Origin of the sequence: Mesorhizobium sp. M0848 (assembly GCF_040319805.1) — a bacterium.
Classification (GTDB): domain Bacteria; phylum Pseudomonadota; class Alphaproteobacteria; order Rhizobiales; family Rhizobiaceae; genus Mesorhizobium.
Map to the genome: position 1 here is coordinate 344,759 of NZ_JAMYOM010000001.1, position 23,795 is coordinate 368,553.

Below are 23,795 nucleotides of genomic sequence, written 5' to 3' on the forward strand. Positions count from 1 at the left end.
TTCTGCCGTTGCCGATGCTCAGGACTATCGCAAATAACTATTGTCCTGCGTTGGTGTACAGAGCTTCAGAGAGCATAGTTCTGTTAGGAGACAGAGCCGTGCGTGCCTTTTGTTTTCCGTCTTTCGACCGGAACGCGCCCTATGAATGACGACAAGATAGTGTCCGAACGCCACGACAAATCACGCGTCGTCGATAGCAACAATGACGGCACGAAATCTTCCGTTAAAATCACTCGTCGAGCCGTTCTGGTTGGCGCCGCCTCAGTGCCTCTGGCCGCCGCTGCTCAACCATTGTCAAACGTCATTTCCGTCCCACCCGTAGACGTGTTCTATGAAACACAAGAACGGCGAGCTCTTGTCGTTGAGTGGACGCGCCCGGGCCAATCATCCGGCAACGGTGCTGGTCGGCATCAAGCCTTCACAGACGCTGACCGCCAACGTTTGATTCTCCCTGCATCTAGTTTCGCCGACCCAGCCAACCCCGCAAGGCTTTCGCGTTTTGTCCTTGCTCGGACGCGCGAGGGCTGGCGCGCAACGATTGCAGAATGCGGCTTCCCAGGTGGCCCGAGCTTCATGCTTTCGGTCGAGATTGCGCTCAAGCCGATCGCAAATGAGATTCCGGTCGACGCGTCGCTCTCGATATCGTTGAAATTCGCGAATGCCACGCTCGGCACAATCGTCCTCCGGACCGATAGCCTTTCGGATTTCTTCGGCGGTAGCGACCAGGAGATCGCCTCGACGCTGAAGGATAGCCAGGCGCGGGCCTTCCTCCAGGCGCTTTTCGATAACACCGTCGCATTTGCTGCAAAAGCACCAGAGGTGACACTTCGCTACAAGAGCACCGGTGCGTGGAGTATCGCGCCGAAGAAGGGAAGCATCTTGCTGCTGCTCGGCGATAAGCTTAACGCAGCTGTCGGCGCGATAGACTTCGGTGTGTTGGCGGCCGGGCCGGCCAACGGCGTTGTGCCGCTTCGGCTAGACCCTGCTGGAAGCGAAACAGCTGACGTCCGCAGCCTCTTCGAGGGCGATGAAGCCCCCCCACCGCTGCCTGCCGAGGCTGGCCGTGCCCTCTACGGGATCGCGCGCGTCAAAGCCGCTCCTGGACCGATACCCCTTTGGACGGGCGAAGTGCAAATGGGTCAGAGCGCCGCGAAGGATACGGCGACCCTTGTCCTGGATCTGCCAGGCCAGGGCGACGGCTGGATGGCATGGCAGCACATGGCGTGGCGCCGAACTTCGACGATGGATCTGCACGTCGCCCTTCGCTCCCCGATGCAGCTCGTAGTTCGTCGTGCGGCCAAGGGGTCTGAAAACACGGTGTTCGGCCGCTGCCTTGGAATTGTCTGGCAAAGACTGGGTGGAACGCCGCGTCGAGCCGCCGCCCTGACGCCTATGGCGCGTCAGGTGCCGGTCGAAACACGCTACGGTGAATTCTTCATCGCTCCTCTGCCAGCTATTGCGCCGCGCCCAGGCGTTCGTCCACGCGTCCCACCCATCCGGCTGGGCGCGTCGGGAACCGGAACAACTCGCAAACTCGAATACTTCGTGGCGCAACTCGCACTGGAAAGCGCGCCCGACTGGCTCGGATCGCAGCCGGCCGGCCCCCGAACTGCCTTCACGCAACCGATCTGCGAGCTTAGTTTCAACGAGGCAGAGGTCCTTTTCCGAATCGGCGGCTTATCGCTACGTGGAGCTTGGACAAAAGAAGCAGCCGACTCCCTGCCCCCCGCCTTCGAACCGCCTCAGGCCGAAGCGCTGGTCGAGATCGGTGGAGCGCCCACCGACGGCGCCCCTGTCCGGATAGCGCTCAACCGCGCGAATTTGCGGGTAAGGCGGCCGGAAGACCTCGCCTCGCTCCGCTTCGGCTTCCGTGATATGATTTTGGAACGCGGGAAGGCAGGTTGGCGCGTCACCCCAGACCGTCGCCTCGCCGCCGCTGTCCCGTATAGTCGGCCCCTACCGGAACAGCAGGAGGAACGACTGTGCGAGGATCCGTCGGTTTCTGGAAGCTCGCCGCTGCGTTATGGTTCCGCCTACGATCCGCGGCCGTTGCTCATCGTCGAGTTTCCGCCACAGCACATAGGGGAACGCGCCTTCCTGCGCCGTTTTGCTGCCGAGCCCGACCTTCCCGATCCGCCGTTGACACAGGAGGTCAAGGATTTAGCCAGTGCTTTGCGGTCAGGCACGCTTGCCGAACGAACGGACGCACGAAACCGTGTCAGTCAAGCGCAGGATAATGCTGTACCGACATCGGAATTCTCGCAATTTCGAAAGACCTTCGGGAGCGACTATGATGCACAAAAGCTCCCTTTAGATCAGCGCCTTTACATCGGCCCGGACTGGCTAGACGTTCAGGCGTCGCGCATTGCCCGTAAGATCGTGCGACAATCGCAAGACATAAACTTTCAGTCAGCCGATGAGCGCGCGCAGGCATTGCGAGGGTTGCCGCAGGTTGAACTGCCATCGGCACTGATGCACGCACTTTCTCCTGGACCTGGCCCCCTGCCGGCACCGCACGATTGGCCCGCAGGTATCGCCGCTGACGTGCCCGATCCGCCAACGGATAAAGTACAGCTCGCTTTCATCGTCGCGAGAGAACAGGCGCGCGATCGACGCGATCCCGACTACGCGGCCTTCAATGCTTTCTATAGCTTGCCCAAATCCGAGCGCTTGAAAGTCAAGAACTTGCCAAGCGACATCGCGGCCGCCATTAGCGCGGGGCCTACCTGGCTCCCGGGCATAACCAATCCGAAACTCGCTACGTCTCGATACATTGGGCGAAGCGGCACGCTCGCCCGTCTCGAACGATCTGGTGGAGACACTTCCACGGCCGCGGCGATCCTCGCCACATTACAGGCCTTCGATTTCGCTCGTGAACAGATGGATGAGGGGTTTGTCAGACCTGCAGAAGCGCGCTTGTCTGGGCCTTCGCGACTCGTCTTTCGGGTTCCACTCGATGATTTCGATGGCGGTCGACCGGACGCTGGGCCGACTGTCGAGCCGGCCGGCGGTTTCCCATTCACCTTCGAGGCGCTGACGAACTGGGGCGCTTTCGACCTTGCGGTCGTGCGGCGGGCAGAGCGCCTTTTCGAACCGCTCGCCGCCTGGGCGGCATCGACGGAGGAGGCTGGTCCTGGCGGCTTACTCCCGCCGTCATGGGCTCGCGTTGAGACGCGCGACGAGGCGGCAAAACTTTTATACCAGGGCTTAACGCGAGGCGACAGCTGGGCGGTCCGCCACGACGAAAACCGGGCCCTTAACGCCGACGCGTACTGTCCACCGGCGCTCGGTCGACTTGGCACGGTTACGAGTCGTCTGCGCATGGCGGAGATCGTGGCGTCCGTGAAAGCCCCGCGCTGGGACGAGACCGCCATCGAGATGCCTTTCCGTGTATTGCTATCTCCGGCTCAGGATGCCCGGTTCCGGGTGCGGCTGCCGGTGACGGGGGCGGGGGCGGACTTCCAGCTCCGATCCGATGGCCCGGTTCCTCTCTGGTTTGCCTGGCTCGACGAGGCTGCAGGAGCCGCCAGCGTGCGGGCCGTTTGGTCGCCCGATTTTCGACCTGAGGCCCTTGTCGACAGCCAAGGCGGTGCCCCGCCTCACGGTCCTTGGGCTCCGTGGGCCATGCCACGATCGGTCACGTCACGCGACCCGTACGGGGGCGCGGAGCCGCTCTACGGCAAGGGCGGGAGTGACGCCACTGATGACTACTGCGCCCAGAATCCGGGCGACTGTGTCGCACCTGAGCGTTTCCGCACTGGTCTCGATGCGGGCGATCGCCATGAGATCGTCGCCCTGTCCTCCCTTTACGGCCTCCCGGTCCTCGGTGCACGGGACGAAAAGGGTGCGATTCTCGATGCAAGCCAAGCGCCCGTTCCCTCGGGTTTCCGCTTGCGCGACGCTGTGCTTGAGACACTCAATGGCGAGCCGGCAAGCAGCACGAACCCGGTTGGTGATTGGTCGACAATCTACCGCCCGAAGGCCTTGGGCGTTACCGAACTCTCTCTGACAGCGCTTGGCGGTACGTTCGTCGCCGACACCGACTTTTCGCCGCCGGCTTCGGCGCGGGTTAAGGATGGTGCGTTGTTCGACGCGTTCGCGCTGGAGCGTTGGAGCCAGGCCACGGTGCTTGGGCGCGACGTCCGCGTCGAGGCGGTCTACAAAGGATTTCTGTTCCCGCTCGGTCACAGGGCCTCGCTTGTCAAACTGACAGAGCGGCGCATGATGCCGGTCGAGCCGAAGGGACCGCCGGTTGCCTTTCTGGTGCAGCGGTTCTTCCTGCGCATCGGAAAACCCGATAAAAAGTATCCGGCTGCTGGTCAGCCCAACGGCGGCCGGACTTGGCCGCCCGGTCGCGTCGACATCCTGACCCGCGTCACGCCCGATCTGTTGGACCCCGCGGATTCGAGCCCGGAGCAGGACGGCACCCACGAGACCCGCAGCGGCCGTATCTATTTGCGACCGGTAGACAAACCCACGCAAACGCTTCCAGGTCTCGTGTTTTGGCCACGGGTTTCACCCGGCGAAGGCGGTGAGGTTCAGTTCGAACTGCAGATTGACCAACGCGGAACGCCGGCGCGCATGCCGCTTATCTTCGTCGACAACACGGCGGTAAATGACGAGCAAGCCCTTAAGGCCCTCACCGTCTGGTACAATGGTCTTGCCGACGTCACACCGCCAAACTGGCGCACGGTCCTGCCGCTTGGCGGCTCGAAGCGCCGCTACGCGGCCGAACAGGAGCCGGATGCCACCAGCTTCGAGACGCTGGATTGGACGATCAAATCCGAAGGTCGTCAAACAGACCTCATCACCGTCGATCGCGAAAAAGGCTTCGGCTTCCACAACGAGACGTTCACGTCCACGCCACTGATGGCCGGCGTTGACCAGCCGCCATTCTATCCAATCATGGCGAGCGGAAATGTCCGCATAACCCAGATCGAACGCATGACGGGCGGCGGCGTGTCGTGGACACCCATAATCTTCGATCACGAGTATCGTGCCTTTGGCTTTCCGCCCGATGACCGCCTTAAGGCTAAGGCGACACCTGGTGCGGATGAGCGCGCCGCAAAGACGGATATCTATATTGATATCCGTGGCGAAACCAAGCTCGACATCCGTCGCGCCGGTGATCGCATCGGCGGACCAGCGCGGCCGGACACGACATTCAAGGGCGTCTCGCGATCGCGCGGACCAATTGGCGGCGGGTCCACATCCACGAAAGCTGTCGCGCTGAATAGACCGGCCTCCACCGGAATGGATACGCCGGACCCGTCTACCTTCTTCGATCAATCGTCAAGGCTGCTTGGGATCTTCACGATTGGCCAAGTGATATCGTTTCTGACCGCGACTTTGAGCGACACACCCAGGTTCAAGGAACTTACTCACTACGTGTCTTCGGTCGCGGAGGATCTCGATAGCACCTCCGCAAACGCCCGTGCCGCCGCAGCCGCCAAGGTCAGGGATCTGGTCCTCCTGCCGATGCGCGAGGCACTCACCGACTTGGCACGCCAGTTCTACCTTGCTACGCGGACCGATCAGACACCATTCGATGCGGCGACCGAGCGGAAGATGGTGGGGCGTCTGGGCTACCTCTATCCGGACCTCGCCAAGGCGTGGACGGGACTTTCTGGCGCACTCGACAATGCGATCGCTGTCGCCGGTACCGCTGATGGTGCCTCGGCGCTTCTCAACGCCTTCGCCGACATCTATGCGACAGGCCGCCTGTTTCTCGAGGCCATTGAGCGAGTGGCGGCCGATCCCGTTTCTCCGGCGCTTGCGGCGCTGCGCGATACCGTGAACGTCGCCTTCGAAGGTCTCGCCGCGCAGGCAGCCAAGATCGCCGGCACGGAAGCCGGTGCACTGAAGCAACAGCTGGGCGATCTTCAGAAGCGTGTCTGCGATCAGGTCAGCGAACTGTTCGCGGTAGGCACCACGCAATTCCGCGCTTGGCGCCGCCTCGTCTTCGCGCTGCCGGGCCAGCAGGGCGTCAACATGGGTTCTGCCACAGTCGAGGCGTTCGAAACCGCAGTCGAGACTGCGCTGGCGGCGGCATCGGTGACAATCCTGGAAGGCCTGTGCGCCCGACGTTCGCCGGACGACCTCGCAGCGCCCATCGCCCAGGCCTTCATCGCAGCCATGAATGACGCCATCGGCGCAAAGACGACCGATCTCCAGAAGGCCCTCGCTCAGGCACTCGATGAATGGCGTCTTGGGGCAATGACCGACGCTGAGCGCATCACGGGAACCATGTTTTCGGCGGGTCTGAACATGGTCGGGCAGTTGCTGGCCGCGGCCGCCGACTTGCAGGCGGCCGCCGAGGCGAGTGCGACGGCCGTGATCGCCGCCGCCGTCGACGCGGGCCGCGCGGCAATCAACGCGGCAGGCGCCGCTGCCGATCAAGCGCTCGACAAGATCGACGAGATTTGCGCCACGGCAACCAGGGTGATGCAGTCGCTTGCGGATGAGCTCTTGCCAACCACGGCACTCATCGCAGCCGCACGCAATGACGTGGCCGCCAAACTGGAAGCATTGGCGCAAGAACTGGAGGGGCTCAACCCACCTCAGCCAGCCCTCGCAGCCACGACGCGGACCATACGCGGCTCGCTCCTCGGCGCGATGGCGCCTGCGGTGGCACTGGAGGCCAGCGTTCTCCAGGCAGGAACAATCATCAAAGGACTTATGCCAGCATACGCGTGCGCCGATCCGACTCAGTTCAGCGCCGCACTCGATGCTCTGGTCGCACTGCCGCGTCATCGCGTAGCGCTCGTGCAGGCGCTGGTAGCGCTTCCCAGAACGGTGGCCGCACAAACGCCGCCGCTTGCGCAACTGCTGAAGGATGTTGCTTCGCTTTCGTCCGCACCCTGGCCTGCGGCGCAGGATGTATGCGAGTCAGTCGCGGTGGCGGTACAGGCGGCGGCCGACATGGCAAAGGACGCGACGGCACTGGGGCGCTTCAAGGCATCGGAGGCCCAAAGCATTCTCCGGGCGACTCGGGATGCGGCCAAGCTGTTTCCACCGCTCCAGCAAACGCTCGATGCGATGGTAACGCAGGGGCTCGCCGACGCAATGACCGTCCTGCAGACCGGGCTGTCCGGCGCCGTCGCAAACCCACCACTGCAAACAATCGGTGATATCGAGCGCTTCGCTCAGGCGCTTGGCGACGCGTCCGCTTTAGTTGAGGGCCATCTAATAACGTTGGCCGACCAGATCTGTGCCGGCTTCGAGCGACCCGTTATAGACGCGGTCGCCTTCCGGCTCGCAGCCAGTCGATCTTTCGTCGAGCGTCTGCTCGCGGCAGGAGCAGTGGTGCTCTCGTCCGCGACGGCAGTGCTCGCGAACCTTCAATCGCGGCTCGTCGACGCCCGTGACGGCATCTGGAAGTCGCTCGGCGGAGGTCCGTTCACCCCCAACGCCGGCTCAACGCCCGACGAAATCCTGAACGATTTGGCTGGATTGACCAAGGCGAAGCTGCGCGAGCTGCTTGCGGTCGGCTATCCGCAGTCACGACGGGCCGGCTTGCCAGACGAGAACGATCCAAAACAGGCGGATCCAAGGGACTACCTTCGCGCCGAGAGGATAGAGCTCGACCGTCTCGCCCAGCTGCCCGACGTGGCCGCTTGGCTGGGAAACCCGCCCAATGCAATCGAGCAAGCAGCAGCTCTGTTCGACGATTGGGGGCACGGACGCTCTTCGGCTGCTCTTCTCTTCGACAATCTTCGCAAGGCTGCCGACGTCGTGCTGAGCGGAGACCTCAAGCGCCTCGTCGATCTCGAAGGAGCGCGGCGCGTCATTGACGAGAGGCTTCGCTCTCTCGTGCCGTCACAGATTTCGGTCGAGTACGACCTCGAATCCGACCTCTCCCCGTTCCCCACATCCAAGCCGATCTTCATTCCAGGAGATCAAAGTCGGCTCGTCATCGCAGCGAGCGCGGTCTACGACCTGCTCGACGCTGGTCGGGCGCCCGTGTTGAAGGCCGAGTGCCGGATCGAAGCGTTTGACATCAATCTGTTTGATATTGTGACGCTAATCTTCGATGGCGCCCGCTTCACCAGCGGGAGCGAGCAAGGCTCTCACTTCGACCTTACCTACAAGGATTTCCAGCTCGGTCCGACGGCCGCGTTCCTGCAGCCACTGCAAGCGCTCATGAACCCTGGTGCCAGCGGTCCGTTCGTCAGACCGCTCGCAGGTCGTCCCGGCATCGAAGCGGGTTACACGTTGGATCTCGGGATCATCTCGATCGCCGCGATGTCGTTTTCGAACGTCGCTATCCGGGCCTCCTGTAGCTTGCCGTTCGACAACAGCGAGGCCGAGTTTACTGCCTCGATCGGCGCGGAAGACCGCCCTGTTCTGCTCTCCATCCTGCCATACACAGGCGGCGGCTTCCTGTCCCTGACGTCGAGCGCCAAGCGAATTACCGGCTTTGCAGCCTCATTCGAATTTGGTGGCGGCGGCGCATTCCAATTCGGGCCCTTGAGCGGCCAGGGACGCATCTCCACAGGAATCTATCTGCGCAAATACATGCAGGACGATCAGGATTTCGTCGTCATTGACGGCTTCTTCTACGCTGGCGGCGAAGCGCACATCGCCTGCTTTGGCGTTGCCGCAACGCTTGTTGTGCGGGTAGGCCAAGACGCTGGCGGCAATCTCGTCGGTCGTGCGACGTTCACATACTCATTCTCGCTTGGGATCACCAAAGTCGAGTTCAAAGTCGGTGTCTCGCGCCGCATCGGCAAAGGGTTTGGCGGAGGAGGCGGGGCGGGTAGCAGCGGCGATACCCTCCGTCTCGCGAAACGCCCGCCTTTCATCGTCGGTATGGCCGGTACTCGAGCGGACGCCGAAATCGCGACAGTCGCTTGCCAAGCGGTCTCGCAGGTCGAGGACTGGGCTCGATATCTCACCTACTTCGCCAACGACATCTCGGGGTTCGCTAATGACTGACGCGCAATCGATCAACGTCCGAGTCGCGTGCCAGGTCGTCGCCGCGGGCATTTTTGGCGACAAGGCTCGCGTCACGCTGGCCTTCTCCCCTATGGCCGCCACGGACACGGACATCAACACAGTAGACCTCGCAAGATGGCCAGAAGAAATTGCCAACCTCCTCGGGATCACGTCAGCATCGCCTGAACGGCCGCCAATTTCGATCAGGGTTGCGCCCTTGGGGGTTAAGGGGTGGCGCCCGGCTCTTTCTTCAACGCCTGGTGATTTTGATGCTGCTGCGCTGCCATTGGCAATGGAGACGCGCATAGTTGCGGCTGACCTCGATGTTCTGTCGGTCCTTTGGCAGGAAGCCATGCGCGGCGCCTCAGGCCTGGTGGCGATCCAGGAGCTGCTGGATCAAGGCAACAACGCAACCCGCGATCGATTGACGCGCAAGCCCGAGGACGCCAATGCCACCCAACGTACGCCGGACATCCACGGCACGGGAAGAGCCGACGTTGCGATGGGGCTGACGGTTGAACGTGCCGCGGTTATTGGTTTTCGAGCATTGCGGCCCGGTCGTCCACTGCCGCGAAGCAAGGCCTTGGGGCATCCGGCGCGCCCATATCCCAAAAACCTGACGCTTCGTGCGCTCGGCGCATATGACGAGGCTCAAGCCAATGATGACGCATGGGCAGATCTAAAGAGCAGCCGATTGCGTGCGGATGCGATCGCGGCAGCTCGCCGCGATTACGAAAAAGCCTCGACCTCGACGGCCGCCACAGCCGCGCTGAAGCAAGTTGTCGCCGTCATGGAGACCGGCGAAAGCCAGGCAGCCGACATGGTGGAGGAGGCTCTGAAGGCAATCGAAGCAGACTCGGTTCCCGGCTTCTTTCCATCCGAAGCCGTCGCTGCTTTTCGCCTGGCTTCGCGGCCCGCTACGCATGAGGCGGACACCCGCCGATCTGCGAAACTGGAAGGCGCCGCCCCGGAGGATTTCACGACGGACGAGATGGCGCGACGCCGGTTCTTCGCGCTCCAGAGCAACCCCTCGCTCGGGCGTCTGTTTCATTTCGTCGTCGACGCGGAATGTCTCGCGTCCGACCTTGAGGGGTTGCTGCTTGGCTCAGCCGTTCCCTTTGTCGAGGAAAACATCGTCGATCTCCTGCCCGAAGATGGCGGCACGCCGATCGATTTGGGCCAGATGCCGCAACCGCGCAAGCTCGAGGCGCGCTTCGCCTTGCTGGGCGCCTCGCTCAAGTTCAAGAGTGCGGGACGTGGAAATCCTGTCGCGGTACCGCCCACGATCTGGACTTTAGCAAAGCAGCGTCTTCGCAAGGCCGGTGACAGCGGCCAGGCGGGACATTTCTATCCTTCGAATCGCGAGGAGTTCGATGCTCTTTCTGCAAAGGAGGATCCGCGCGAGCTTGGTGCCTGCGATAGCATTGACGCTATCATCGATTTACGGCAAACACTCTCATTCGGCAAAAGGAACGCACCGTTCAACGCCGCCCCTCGCTATGAAATTCTGACGCTTGATTCGATTACCAGTACGGGCGCGCTCGACAACAAATCAAGACAACAGCCGACATTGGCTTACGCGTCCGAGACGCGGCGGACTGCGGGTTTGGCCCTTGCCGACCGGCGTCGGCAAGCTCACGCAATTGCGCGCTATTGCGCAAGTGAATCCCAAGTTGAGCGCGATAAGCAGGACGCGCTCCTCGTTCTCGACGCTGCCGACCTGACCGTCGGCTACAAGCTCGACGTCGGCGTGCGTTCAACCAAAGATGGTGCTGGCGCGCGAAGCCGTTGGCATACCCTGATGCATCGCAAGGTCAAGTACTCGTTGGCACTTACCGAGTCCGGGCTCAGCGATTTCTCTGGAACCAAACTGGAAAGGCGAATCAACGCTCTCTACCTCGACGGCGCGGATGCGCGCCGGGAGGCCGACGACGGCCTTTTCCATGCGCCAGCGGCATTGCGCGAATGGGCTGAGAAGGAGCCCGGTTGGGAAAGCGGAGTTGAAACGGCAACGGCCTTCGCCGAGGACATCGTCGGTGCGTGGCGCGGCGATCCACCAGGGCTGGCGTGTGGGCTCGAGACGCATTCGCTCGATTCCGCCGACCTGCCTTTCAACATCACCTATGACCTTCCGACCCGCAATGAGCTTGGCGGGGCGCTCACACCGCCGCCGGCTCGCTACGGCTGGTGTTACCACCTGGCGGCGCGCCCGGTCTTTCTCGGCGGTGTGTCGATGCCGCTTGAGCGCGCGCTTGGCCACTACGAACTGAGTCGCATCGTCCATGGAAACGGCAGCCTCGTTCTGCCTGAAGCCCGCGACGCAGGGAAGAGGTTTCAACGTCACGAGCGCATCGAGGCGCCCGCGATCGCTGTGCCGGACGCACTCTTTGGCACGCTGACTGCGGCAGGCCAGAAGACATCCGTGCTGCTCGCTGGGCGGTACCCCGCCCCGCAGGCCGCCACCATGGTCGTGCGTGCCGTCACGGATCCTGAAAATCGTCTCGTCGCGGCGCTCCCGCAAAACACGGCGACGGACAAGGGCATCGCCGGCGTTGGCTTCGACCGGCGAGTGCTGCTTATTCCCGCAGTGCCGCTGGACGTCGCGGGGCTGCATGGTGCCTTCGACACGCTCAAGAACGATGGCGTCGATCGCAATTTAAAACTTGCCGAGCCGCGGATGCTGATGGACGACGAAAAGGTGACCGCACCTGACGAGGCTGAGCAATACCCTCGCCCGCTTTCCCCGGAGATCGTTCCCTCCGCGCCTCACGATGGCTCGGACGCTCAACCGGCGGTCTGGGTCGAAAAGCGCGTGGCCTGGCGGGCACTGGCAGTCACCTCACGTCCCAAGGGCGGGCTCAAGGGCTTCGACTATCGGGCGGCCTGGGGTGGCCTGCCGATCTTTCGAGCCGCAGCGGCCGAGCCAGCCCCCAAGGCAGCACCTGGCAAGCGCGTCGTGCCATGGCGTGGGCAAACGGATCAAGGCGAAATCTTGCGCCGCGCGGATGACGAAATCGTCATCTTCAAGAATGATCCTTCGCTGAAACGGACGATCCATTTTTCCGCGGTCAACGCCCCATCTGGAGCGGCCGTCTTTCGAGCCCTGCCGAAGGGAGGTTATACGGAGCCTGAGCGGACACCGTATTTTCCTGACCCTGGCGCAACCGGCTTGATAGTCGCGGTTTGGTTCAAGGGCGCAGAGAACGGAGAGCCGATTGCGACAGTCCCCGTCAAGCTCTATCCGAGCGATACCGATGCGGCCAGCAAGCCTGTCCCTAAGGGCTATCCGGATGCCTTGCCGCTGGTTCTCGACCTTGTACGCGTGGAAGTCGCGCCAGGCAAAGACCGCATTGCCGTCACCGGAACCCAACCTTATAAGGGCGCCCCAACCCTGAAGGCGGCTTATGTTGAGGTCCGTATAGCGCCTGGCGAGGAACTCTCGATCGGGGTCTGGGCGCTTCCCAGCAAAGCCTTTCTTGCACACATTTTTGAAGCCACTGGAACCTTACTGGCACTCGCGACGACGGCCAAGGACCTGTCCCCTATCAAGAAGCCTGGATCCATCTTGGAAGAACTCGCGGCACTCGCGACGAGAGGAGGCAGTGGCGGCGAGCGGGCTATCACAGGCCTCGGCGGGCTTCCTGTCGGCTACTCTGCCGACCTCGTCGTCCTCGCCGAAAAAATGCTCGCGTCGATGCTCAAGCAGCCCATACGCGAAGTCGCGGCAGTCACAATGCTGAATGCCACCTACGCCGTCGATCTGCCGCGAGCACTGCCGTCAACCGACGCCGCCGGGCTGGTCATACGCCGTCTCAATCCCGACACAATAGAAGCGGTGCTTGGCGGCAAAACCTGTCTCGCGCCCGCCGTGGTTGTGGATATTCCGGCGACCGACGAGGACGGTGCAACGCCCGTCCTGCTCAGTGGTCTCATCGGAACGTCGATCCAGCGCAAGCTGAGTGCCCTCGGCCCGACCGTTGGGGCGGTCGAGATCACAGCGATCGGCGCCGCTGCGGCACGGGGACGGTTTGACGACCCGGACCGCGGGCGCTCGCGTGATGACATTGCCCGCGGACTTTGGCCACGGCCAGACGGTGTAACACCGATGAGCGTTCGCGATCTGTATGGATTTGCTCTTGATGCCGACGGTTATCCGATCTTTCGTCCCGAGACGGTCAGACTGCTCCGCATAGAAGGCTTTTCACCCAACTCCGCGCCTGAACTCCTGGATGTCCAGCGCCGCGCCCGTCTCGCGGACAACGGCTGTCCGAAGCCTGGCGATGAGCGATTGCGAGCAGAGCGGCCGCCTGCCTTTCCCGACGCGCGCGCGCGCTACATCAGCATCTACGCGCAGGCGGCTACGCCGCATGGTGGCATGCTTGCCACTCGATACGGCGAAGCGGTGCCAAACATCGTCGCGCCCCCACGGCTTCCTGGTGAGCGCGACGACGCAAAGGCGGCCGCAGTCGCTGCGCGGCCCATCCAGGCGCAATGGCTGAATGCAACGGTTAGGCCTTCGAGGCCGTCCGGCCGGGAGCCGCAGCCTTCCTTTGTTTGGAACTATACGCCAAGCCCCGAGAGTGAGGGAGCTAGTGAGGTTCTCATTGCACACCGGAGCATGATGGTCCGGGTCAGACTTGCACGTCCCTGGTTTTCGTCGGGAGATGGGGAGCGATTGGGTTTGGTGACTTGGCCACCGAACTTGCCCTGGCTCGCTTCCGCCGATCTACGTGCCGACACGCTTCGTGATCTAGCTCCGGGACGAGACCCTATCGACCTGCTCAAGTTGCCTAGCGACGGAACAAACGAACTTTATCTGCAGGATGCGGATCTCGGGCCCGGCGGCGCCTACGTGACGCGATGGGGTGCTGATCCGACTCGACAAGATGACGGCCTGAAGGGTTGGCTCATGTCACGGGATAATTTCCCCGAACTGCCGACAGCCCGGGACGATGGCAAGGACCAGTTCTCCGGGCCGGCTTCGCCCAGGACGGCAGTTTTCGTGCGCGACGTCGTGATGCCGCTCCCCGTTCCTGAGGGTGCAGGAGGCCAATCGCCGGCGCGCACGATGATCGTATCGCTTCTCACGTTCGCCCCGCGTTTCGATCCTCAGGAGGAGACATGGTACGCCGATATCCGGATCGACCCCTGCGCAGCGGTCACGCCTTTCGTCCGTCTCGGGCTCGTCCGGTATCAGCCGCATGCGGCGCCTCATCTGCGGGTCTCCGAACCGGTAACGCAATGGGTCCGCATCCTTCCCGATCGCGAGCTACGCGTTACAGGCCAGCGGTATACGAACAAGGCGACCAAGATGGTGCGCATCCAGGCCTCGGTGTCTGGCATCACGGACAACAGCGCAATTCTGCCGAAGATGGAATTCGCCCTTCGCCGTCGCCGTCCGGATGGCGAGGGCGATCACTCGGAGAGTGAGGTACAAAGGGCGGAGGTAGAGCCTTGCTGTGCCGGATCGAGAGCGGAGTGGAGTCGCTCATTCGTCATCCCGGCTGCGGCGTACGACAAAGCCGGCGAGCAATGGTTCGTCACTGCCGCCGAGACGGAGCTTTCTCGGCCAGGAAGCTATACTGACGAGCCGCGCTACGGGACCGCGACAGAGGCGCCTTCGGCTCGCGCTGGAGAGAGCTTCCTCGTCCGTATGCCGCTTGCGCGACTGAAGACCACGGTCGGAAAGCCGCCGCCCGAGATAGGCGAATAGGGCACGCCTTGCGTCGAGGCCGGACAGTAGGTAACCGAGGGTGCCTCTCATTGGGGCTCTGACTCGAACTATCGCCGTCGCCACAGGCGTCTCGGATCGGATGCCGCTCTGGCAGCTTCTGAGGTACTGACTCTCAGCGAAATCGCGCCCTCGGCGATTCATTTGAAGCGCGCCGGGATGCCCTAATGCTCGTGTATTTCCTTTTAGATAAAACAGTCATTTTTGCCTGATCGCGGATCGCTATCGCGCTCCCACTCCATAGCTGAACCCAGTGCCGAGTTGCCGGCCGGCAGGTCGTGGCGCTAGTCTAGCCCTCACGCGGTCTGCATAAACTTCGCCTGGGCGCTTGTCCCATCGGCAAACGCTGACTCTATTTTTGAGTGATGTCTATCAATTCCCAAGTGTAGTAGGGCGATGAATTCGTGTAGGCAAACAATTCGGCGTCGCCCTGATCTCCCGGTTTTGTGTCCCAGGACGCATTTCGCAGAATAAGAATATCAACTGTGTCTGACCCAGCTGCGACGCAATGCTGACCTGCGTCATCGGTCTTCAATTTGCCTCCCCCCTCAATGAGGCAGCCCGAAATCGGCTTCCCCTCCTCCCAGTCGTTGAATGGACCGGGCCAGTCATTGACTAAAATCAAAATAGTATGATTGCCGACGTTTTCCGTCAGCTTAAACCGATACACATCCGTCGACATCGTCGCCTCCCATGTTCTAGAACATATTGAGCACTCGTAGAGTGTGCTGATACTAACAACCCTTGCTTCAGAGGTCGACGGGCTGTGCAGCGCCTTATCCTATGCATTTGCATCACGCCGTTTCGATCCACGCTCTCCCGAGCGGTCAGGGAGCGTATGCATGAGAGATAGGGCAGAAGACCGCTTAGGCATTCAGAGTTCTGGTTTGGGAGAGTCTTGCGAACACTTGCCCTTTCTATCGAAGGATTGCGTGTCTTAATCATGGGCGAAGGTGACAAACAGGTACATAAGGTTGCAGGCCTTTCTTGAACTGTGTCGGGATAAGATCCTGCGCTAGAGACCTACTGGCAACGAACGCGATTGAACAATCGCCTGGATGACTGCGGAGCCGGGTTGGGCCTTGGCCGCGGTAATCGCGGCTTTCAGCTCGGGCATAGTATTCGCTTTTGCAACCTGCGCGATACCCATGCCACGTGCGAGCTCGAGATAATCCCAGCGCGAAATGACAGAGAAGGGCAGGGGATCGTGTTTTGGATCGCTATAGTAGCGCCTATCGAGAAGGTACTGCTCATAACCGTAAAGACCATTGTCGACGATCAAGACTATGACATTGAGTTTCAGGCGCGCCATCGTCGACAAAGACTGTGCGGTCATTTGAAAGCCGCCATCGCCGCATATCACGAGAGGGCGCTTTCTTTTGGCGACGGCAGCACCTACCGCTGCTGCAACGGAATGCCCGATCGAGGCCCAGATTGCGTTCGCCATGAAGCAATCTTGGCCACTCATCTGAATACGTGCGGCCGAATAGATTCCAAGAAAAGTATCTGCAATCGTCAGGTATGAAGGATCAAGGCCAGCGAGTTGCTCGACGACACGAAATAGATCGTCGTAGGTCATGCCGTTTGCTGCGGATGCAATGACAGGCGCGGGCTCAGATGGCGCGCGCGGAGGTTGCGGGACAAGGTCCCGATCGCCGTCCCACGCGGCCTCGCCCTGCTCGCGCACCCTGTAGGGCCCGGACTGCGGAGCCGTTGGCTGGCCCGTCTCCATCATCGTATTCTTGTCAAGCTGTGCCAGCAGTTCTGTGAAACTAAGCTGCTCTGCGGCGCCGCCGAAGCTATAGATATTGCCATCCCACACGCGGATTGTCTTCTTGTGTTGCGGAATCATGATGCTGGCATGGCCTGAGCCGAAGACAGCCCCCAGCGACACGATCAGGTCGGCGCCACTTATGGCGGCCTTGAGAGGTGATGGTGCCTTTTCGCCGTTGAAGACGCCTATGAATTGCGGATGTGCTTCCAGCAAAACTGTGCGCTCAAGAAGCGTCGTCGTCCACGGGATCTTGAGCTTGTCGATGACCGAGAGCATGGTCGTGGCAATGCCGTATCGTTGTACCTCGACACCGACGATCAACACAGGTGCTTTGGCTGCCTTTATGGCCTGAACGATTGCCTTGGCTGATTTGGCAGCGACCCCCGCTGGAACTGTGAGATTCAGTTTTCCTGCCGGAGGCGCACAGGCGGATGCAAGAACACCTTGTGGAATCTCAAGATAGACAGGCAGCTTCCGGGTAATGGCAGTGCTGATCGCCTGGTCAATTTTGGCGGGGACCGCCGCGAGCGTCGTAACCCGTTCGCAGAAGGCCGTTACAGGTCGGAATACGTCGAGATCGGTATGAGCTCGTCCCATCGAGTGGGAGTACACAACTCCCGTGCTGGTCTGATCGCTGATGTTCCTTTCCGACGGCCCTCCGTTGATCACAACAACAGGGCTGCGTTCGACAAAGGCTCCGGCGATGGCATTGACGAGACTGAGGGTGCCAACGCCATAGGACACTGCGACAGCGGCGAGTCCGCGGATTCGCGCATAGCCGTCCGCGGCATAGCCAGCTTCCAGATCGCTGCTAGTGACAATTGCTGAGAATCCTGGCGTGCTTTCGGCGGCATCGTACAGGTCAGCGCAATAGACTGAGGGGACACCAAAAAGCGCGTCTGCTTGCTGCTTCTTCAGACGATCGATAATATAATTGGCGACTGTATAAACCATCCGCGTGGCCTCACTTGTTGCGCATCAACCATGGGCGATCGTCAGCTGTAGTGAATGCGAGGCCAGCAAAAACGTCCTCGGCCATCTTCCGGATATGCTCGCACATCGACGGAACCGGATTTTCATCGTCGACTCCACATTCGTACGACCCGCCGACCACCACATGATCTGACCGCGGGAAAACATAGGTCTGGTCAGTGCTGTAAAGATAATCTAGCCCCGGTTGGGCTTTCAGGAGCACGAGCTGGCCTTTGATCGGCACGATGTCCTTGTCGTGAAACAATACGCCGGCACCATGGCCTGTGCAGTTGATGATGGTCGGCTCTGCAAGATTGGTGACGTCCGCAGCGCTGCCAAAGACCTTGTGTTGTGGGACTACGCCGGCCGTGCGCAAATCAGCTCTCAGCCGAGTGAGGAACACCGGAGGCTCCACAAGCAGTGTCTTGTAGCCGTATCCTTTGGACTTGAGCTTCGCGAACGGCAATTGCGGGTAGTCGTCGGGTGCGGGTATTATGTCCTTTGGCACCTTGTCGAAGGTCGCGCTCAGTTTTTTGGTATAGTTGGTCCGGTATGAGACGCCGAAATTTTGGCCAATCCGTTGCTCGTGCATTCGATACGCAACGCGAAGAATATCCTCGAACTGCTGCTTCGCGGCGGCATTCGATTGGTCAAATTCGACCACGGAGGGCGCCCATTGTCCGCCCGCGACGTCTGATGTCGTGCCACTCAGGCGATCGGCATAGATGCTGACCGTGTAGTCTTTCGTCAGAAGCGTCGCGGCCGTAAGGCCCATGACGCCGGCGCCGACCACCGCCACGCGTGTGCCCGGTGCGGCGTGTTGCCCTACGATCTTCACAACGGCGTCTGCGCATCCCCAACTCATGGTGATCCCGGCACCTCCATGACCATAGTTGTGGACTACAAATTTGGGCCCGATCGTCTCTGCGCTGAGTCTGAACGACCCTTTGCGATATGGGCGGACCCCCGCCTTGTAGATACATTCAGGTGCGGTACAGTTGAAGTCCGGTGACGGTAGAATTGTCCTCGCCATCATGTCCTTGTCCCCCAGGTATGTCTAAGAAGCCAATTATCTCTTTGACAGCGGGATACTTCGCGCGAAATGAAATAGGTTTGTCGGGTCGAAAGCGCGTTTGACGGCCTTCAGTCGTCCAAAATTCTGGCCCCAATACGCGTTCTGCCAGTTAGGAAGATCGGCATCGATGTAGTTGACGTAGGCTTTCCCGGGCACATGGGGACGCATTGCTTGGTAAAAGGCATTGGCCTCGGTCACGCGAGCTTGGGTGCTGGTAGTGCTATCCCACCCGGAATAGTAGTGGATCATGTATTGGATGCTTCTTCGGTGAGGAAAAGCGCTCTCGCCTTCGCCCATAGCGTCGATCGCGCCGCCATAGGCATTCAGGATCGTCGCAATATGTGTGGAGGATTGCCCCGTCATCTGGGCCAACAACATTGTCATTCCTGATGTCGTCAAGGCAGGCACGAAATCGGACTTCTCCTTTTGGTAAGCCGGGTCTGGGTCACTGCCGGCAAAGTACTGCACGGCGTTCCAGAAACTCATTGTTCTGAATGTGCGCGGTTTGCTCAGGGGTTCGATTCTTTCGAGCGCCCGGAGATCCCTGTCAATGATGTCCGCTGGCGCAATACTCTGACCAAGGCAGCGCAGCGACACGGTGTTCGGATCAATCTTCGCGATCTTCAACAATGCGGTCGTCCCTCTATGGGTCACTGGTGCCCATTGCTGCCAGGCATCGACGATGCGAAGCGCCCGGCTGGCCGGGAGTGACCACGACTGACCGAAGACGATCACAGACCCAATAGGATGCACCGAAAAGGTGAACTCAGTGGCGATGCCGAACGAGCCGCCGCCGCCGCCGCGACTGGCCCAATAGAGATCCGGATTTATTGTCTTGGTGGCCGTAATAGTTGCGCCAGCTGCACTGACCATGTCCAGGGATTGAAGATTGTCACTGGCGAGCCCGTAAGCGCGGGAAAGCAACCCATAGCCTCCCCCCAGGGCATGGCCGCCAATTCCGACGCTCGGACACGAACCTGCTGCAAATGCAACGCGTTTGCCTTTCAGGAAATTTTGGATATCGCCGATAGTGGCGCCTGCCCCGACCGTAACGGTGAGATTGGGCTTGTCGAACGTGACCTTGTTGAGACTGCGGATGTCGATGACAACGCTGCTGCTGTTGGAGTAGCCCTCGTAAGAATGCCCACCGCTGCGCACGGCGAAGGCCAGACCATTGTCCTTCACCCATCTAACGACGGCGGCGACCGCTTCGACAGTTGAACAAACGGCAAATAATGCCGGCGCCACCTGGGTTCTCGCGTTATAAACCTTGAGCCGAGTGGCATAGCCGACGTCTCCAGGGCGGAGCATTCGGCATCCTGGAATGTTGGGAAGCCGCGGCAATTTCCGGGCCTTTGCTGCCCTGATTTCTGTAGCGATGTCTTCCGGCTCGGTCAGCTGGTCCCGGGGGCTACCGGCCATCCATGGGAACAGATAAGGGGTTTCCATTGATCAATTCCCCGAACTCGTGCAATGCGAGTGGCCTGCTACCAGTTGGTTCTATTTTTACTACGCGAGACGAAGTTACGGTTGCGCGACGATACCGCAATATCGCGACCGATATGCAACCCTACGTGAATTTTTGAATCAACCGCCGAGGTGCCACGTAGGCAAAACAACGGCTCGCGCTGCAAGCAGATCTATAATGCTCAGTATCCACCCCTTTGCTGGCAATTCATATTTCCAGTAAGGTCCCTCCAATTTGTTTTTCTGCAATGATAATATATTTCTCAAGGAACGCCATAGTTGTTTTCTGATTTCGGCCGGTGCCGTAGCGAGACCGGAGGGGAACGGCGCGGCGATCGTGGCAAACCAGCCGAATTGCCGGGCTGCCACCAATCCGCGTAGACTTTGCTCATGCTGAGAATCGGCTCCGAATTACAGTTGAGCGCCTCCGACCTGGTGGGCCACCTGAACTGCGGCCACCTGACGGCGCTTGACCTCCAGGTGGCGGATGGCGCGCTTGAGAAGCCGAAGATCTGGGACCCCCTGCTCGAGATCCTGCAGCAGCGCGGGGCAGCGCACGAGGCGGCCTATGTCGATCACCTGCGGGCGTCCGGCTTTATGGTCACGGTCATCGAGGGCAAGGGCGTTGATGACAGCTCAGTGGCCGCCACGATCGCGGCGATGCGCGCCGGCGCGCAGATCGTCGTGCAGGCCGCGCTGCGCGCGCCGCCCTTCACGGGCCGGGCCGACATCCTCCGGCGCGTCGAGACGCCAAGCGATCTCGGCAACTGGTCCTATGAAGTCGTCGACACCAAGCTCGCCCGCGAAACCAAGGGCGGGACGGTGCTGCAGCTCTGCCTCTATTCCGACCTCGTCGGGCAGGTGCAGGGCCTCGTGCCAGAATACGCCTACGTTGTCGCGCCCCTTACCGGCTTCGAGCCGGAGGCCTTTCGGGCCAGTGACTATGCCGCCTACTACCGCAATGTCCGCGAACGCTTCGTCGCGTCCTTGAACGGAAACGGCGGCACCTATCCGGAGCCGGTCGCTCATTGCGATGTCTGCCGCTGGCGCGGCCGATGCGACGACCAGCGCCACCAGGACGATCACCTCTCCCTTGTGGCCGGGATCACGGCCGTGCAGCGCGGCGAGCTCGCCGGCCACGACGTCGCCACCATGACCGCGCTGGCCGAGCTCACCCTGCCGCTCCCGTGGAAGCCGGAGCGTGGCGCCGCTTCGTCCTACAATCGCATCCGGGAACAGGCCCGGATCCAAGTCGCAGGGCGCGCGGCCGGGCAGGTGCTCCATGAAGCGCTGCCGATAGAACCGGGCTTTGGCCTGTGCCGCCTGCCGGTGCCGGACGACGGCGACATTTTCTTCGATCTCGAAGGCGACCCCTTCGTCGGCGAAGGCGGCCTTGAATATCTCTTCGGCTATGCCTTCAAGGACGCAGGGGGCGCGCTCACCTACGTCGCCGACTGGTGTCTCACGCCGGCCGATGAAAAGGCCGCCTTCGAACGCTTCGTCGATTTCGTCATCGAGCGGCGAGCGCACCATCCCGGCATTCACATTTATCACTACGCGGCCTATGAGGTGGGCGCGCTCAAACGCCTGATGGGGCGCTACGCCACGCGCGAGGAAGAGATCGACGCTCTGCTGCGCGGGCAGGTCCTGGTCGATCTCTACGCGGTGGTCCGCCACGCCATCCGCGCCAGCGTCGAGAGCTATTCCATCAAGAAGCTGGAGCCGCTCTACCAATTCATGCGCGCGGTGTCGCTGCCCGATGCCAACTATGCCTTGAGCAAGGTCCAGGCCCGCCTGGAGCTCGGGGATGCAGGCGGCATCAATGCGGAAGATCAGGCCGTCGTGACGGGCTACAACCAAGATGACTGTGTCTCGACGGAGCGGCTTCGGGACTGGCTCGAGGGCCTGCGGACTGGCGCGATCGCCTCAGGTGTGGAGATTCCCCGGCCGGCACCGCCTGGAGAGGACGCTCCGCCGGATATTACAGCCTGGCAGGCGCGGATCGACGCAGTTGTGGCCAAGTTGACCGATGGCATTCCGGTGGACGCCGCGGAGCGTAGCGCCGAGCAGCAGGCACTCTACGTGCTGGCGAACGTGCTCGACTGGCATCGCCGGGAAGAGAAGGCCACCTGGTGGGAATATTTCCGGCTGGCGGCGCTGTCCGCGGACGAGCTGGAGGACGAGCGGGCAGGCATCGCCGGCCTCGAATTCGTGGATACCGTGGGCGGAACCGCCAAGGCCCCTGTCAACCGCTATCGATTTCCCGCGCAGGACGCGGAGTTTCGCGGCGGGGAGGATTTGCGCAGCGTCGGCGGCGAGCGCTTCGGCAAGGTCGAGGCCGTCGACTTGGAACATCGCTTCATCGACATCAAGAAAAGGGGCGATACGGCCGGTTTTCACCCCGAAGCGATCTTCGCCCATACCTACATCGACACGGCGGTCCTGGCCGAGTCCCTGGTGCAGATCGGCGAGTACGTGGCCCATCATGGCATCGGCGGCCCCGGTGCCTACAAGGCGGCGCGCGATCTGCTGCTGCGGCGGCCGCCCGATGCCGGCGGCGCGGCGCTGCGCCATCCGGGCGAGAGCCCAGTCGATGCGGCCTGCCGCCTCGTCCCGGCCTTGCAGGGCGTGCTCGCCATCCAGGGACCACCTGGCGCGGGCAAGACCCATATCGGCGCCTACGCAATCCTTGCGCTGGTCAGGGCCGGCCTTCGCGTCGGGGTAACCGCCAACAGCCACAAGGTCATTCGCAACCTGCTAGTGAAGGCCGCCGAGGAAGCAGCGAAGGAAGGCTTCGACCTGCAGTGCCTGCACAAGGTCACGGATGCGGAAGACAATGTCCCGTACCTCACCTTCACCACGAAGAACCCCGATGCCCTCGGCGCCTTTGCAAGCGGCTACAACGTCCTCGGCGGCACGGGGTTCCTGTGGGCCCGGCCCGATGCAGTTAGCCTCGTCGACGTGCTGTTCGTGGATGAGGCCGCGCAGATGTCGCTAGCCAACGTGCTTGCCATATCGCCAGCCGCAGCCAGCCTGGTCCTGCTTGGCGATCCGCAGCAGCTTGAGCAGCCAATGCAGGGCTCGCACCCCGAGGGTACGGAGGTCTCTGCCCTCGACCATCTTCTCGGCGGGCGGCAGACCATCGCCGAGGACGAGGGCCTGTTCCTTGACCAGACCTGGCGCCTCCACCCCGACATCTGCCGGTTCACCTCCGAACTGTTCTACGAAAGCCGCCTCCTGCCCCGTCCCGGTCTCGAGAACCAGGCCATCCTGGTGGACGGCCCGCTTGGCGGGAGCGGCCTGCGCTATGTCGCGGTGCAGCACAGCGGCAACCAGAATTCCAGCCCGGAGGAAGCCGACCGTATCCGCAACATTGTGCTGGGGATCCTTGCTTCGGGCGCACGTTGGCGCGACCGCGAGGGCAATGAGGCGTCGCTCACCCTGAAAGACATCCTGGTTATCGCGCCCTACAACGCGCAGGTCTTTGAAATCCAGGCGCGCCTCCCCGGCGCGCGGGTCGGGACAGTTGACAAGTTCCAGGGACAGGAGGCGCCCATCGTGATCTATTCCATCACGACCTCCAGTCATGCCGACGCCCCGCGTGGCATGGAATTCCTCTACAGCGCGAACCGTCTCAACGTGGCCACCTCCCGCGCCAAGGCCCTGTGCATTCTCGTGGCCAATCCGGCGGTGTTCGAACCAGAATGTCGGACGCCGCGCCAGATGCAGCTTGCCAACGGCTTCTGCCGCTATCTGGAAATGGCCGATGTGGTCGATCCATAAGTTCCTCGTAGTGGCGCATGCATGGAGGCCGCGCATTTGATGCCGATGATGGTAAT

Annotated in this window: 7 protein-coding genes; 3 read left to right on the forward strand and 4 right to left on the reverse strand. The window is 61.6% G+C overall.

The features are described from left to right. Window positions 1–141 precede the first annotated feature (141 nt). Window positions 142–8,937, forward strand: coding sequence for a hypothetical protein (locus NKH95_RS01705; RefSeq protein ID WP_352890773.1), 8,796 nt, complete (start codon window positions 142–144; stop codon window positions 8,935–8,937). Then, complete coding sequence (locus NKH95_RS01710; RefSeq protein ID WP_352890775.1) at window positions 8,930–14,650, forward strand: hypothetical protein; 5,721 nt, start codon at window positions 8,930–8,932, stop codon at window positions 14,648–14,650. Before NKH95_RS01705 ends, NKH95_RS01710 begins: the two co-directional genes overlap by 8 nt. 370 nt (window positions 14,651–15,020) lie before the next feature. On the opposite strand, the gene NKH95_RS01715 is transcribed toward NKH95_RS01710, so the two are convergent. The 4 genes from NKH95_RS01715 to NKH95_RS01730 form a co-directional block, all read right to left on the reverse strand. Continuing rightward, window positions 15,021–15,350, reverse strand: coding sequence for a hypothetical protein (locus tag NKH95_RS01715; protein ID WP_352890777.1), 330 nt, complete (start codon window positions 15,348–15,350; stop codon window positions 15,021–15,023). A 333-nt stretch (window positions 15,351–15,683) separates the two neighbouring features. Continuing rightward, window positions 15,684–17,396: a thiamine pyrophosphate-dependent enzyme gene (locus NKH95_RS01720; RefSeq protein ID WP_352890779.1), complete on the reverse strand. Its 1,713-nt coding sequence runs from the start codon at window positions 17,394–17,396 to the stop codon at window positions 15,684–15,686. 10 nt (window positions 17,397–17,406) lie between these two features. Further along, on the reverse strand, window positions 17,407–18,213 hold the full coding sequence (locus NKH95_RS01725; protein WP_352890781.1) for an FAD-dependent oxidoreductase: 807 nt from the start codon (window positions 18,211–18,213) through the stop codon (window positions 17,407–17,409). Between the two features lie 270 nt (window positions 18,214–18,483). Beyond that, window positions 18,484–19,938 (reverse strand): FAD-binding oxidoreductase, encoded by a 1,455-nt coding sequence (locus NKH95_RS01730; protein WP_352890783.1) that lies wholly within the window; start codon window positions 19,936–19,938, stop codon window positions 18,484–18,486. A gap of 408 nt (window positions 19,939–20,346) precedes the next feature. Here NKH95_RS01730 and NKH95_RS01735 point away from each other — a divergent pair, with 408 nt between their 5' ends. Continuing rightward, entirely contained in the window at window positions 20,347–23,739 is a 3,393-nt protein-coding gene (locus tag NKH95_RS01735) for a TM0106 family RecB-like putative nuclease (RefSeq protein ID WP_352890785.1), read from the forward strand. The last annotated feature ends 56 nt before the right edge of the window (window positions 23,740–23,795 follow it).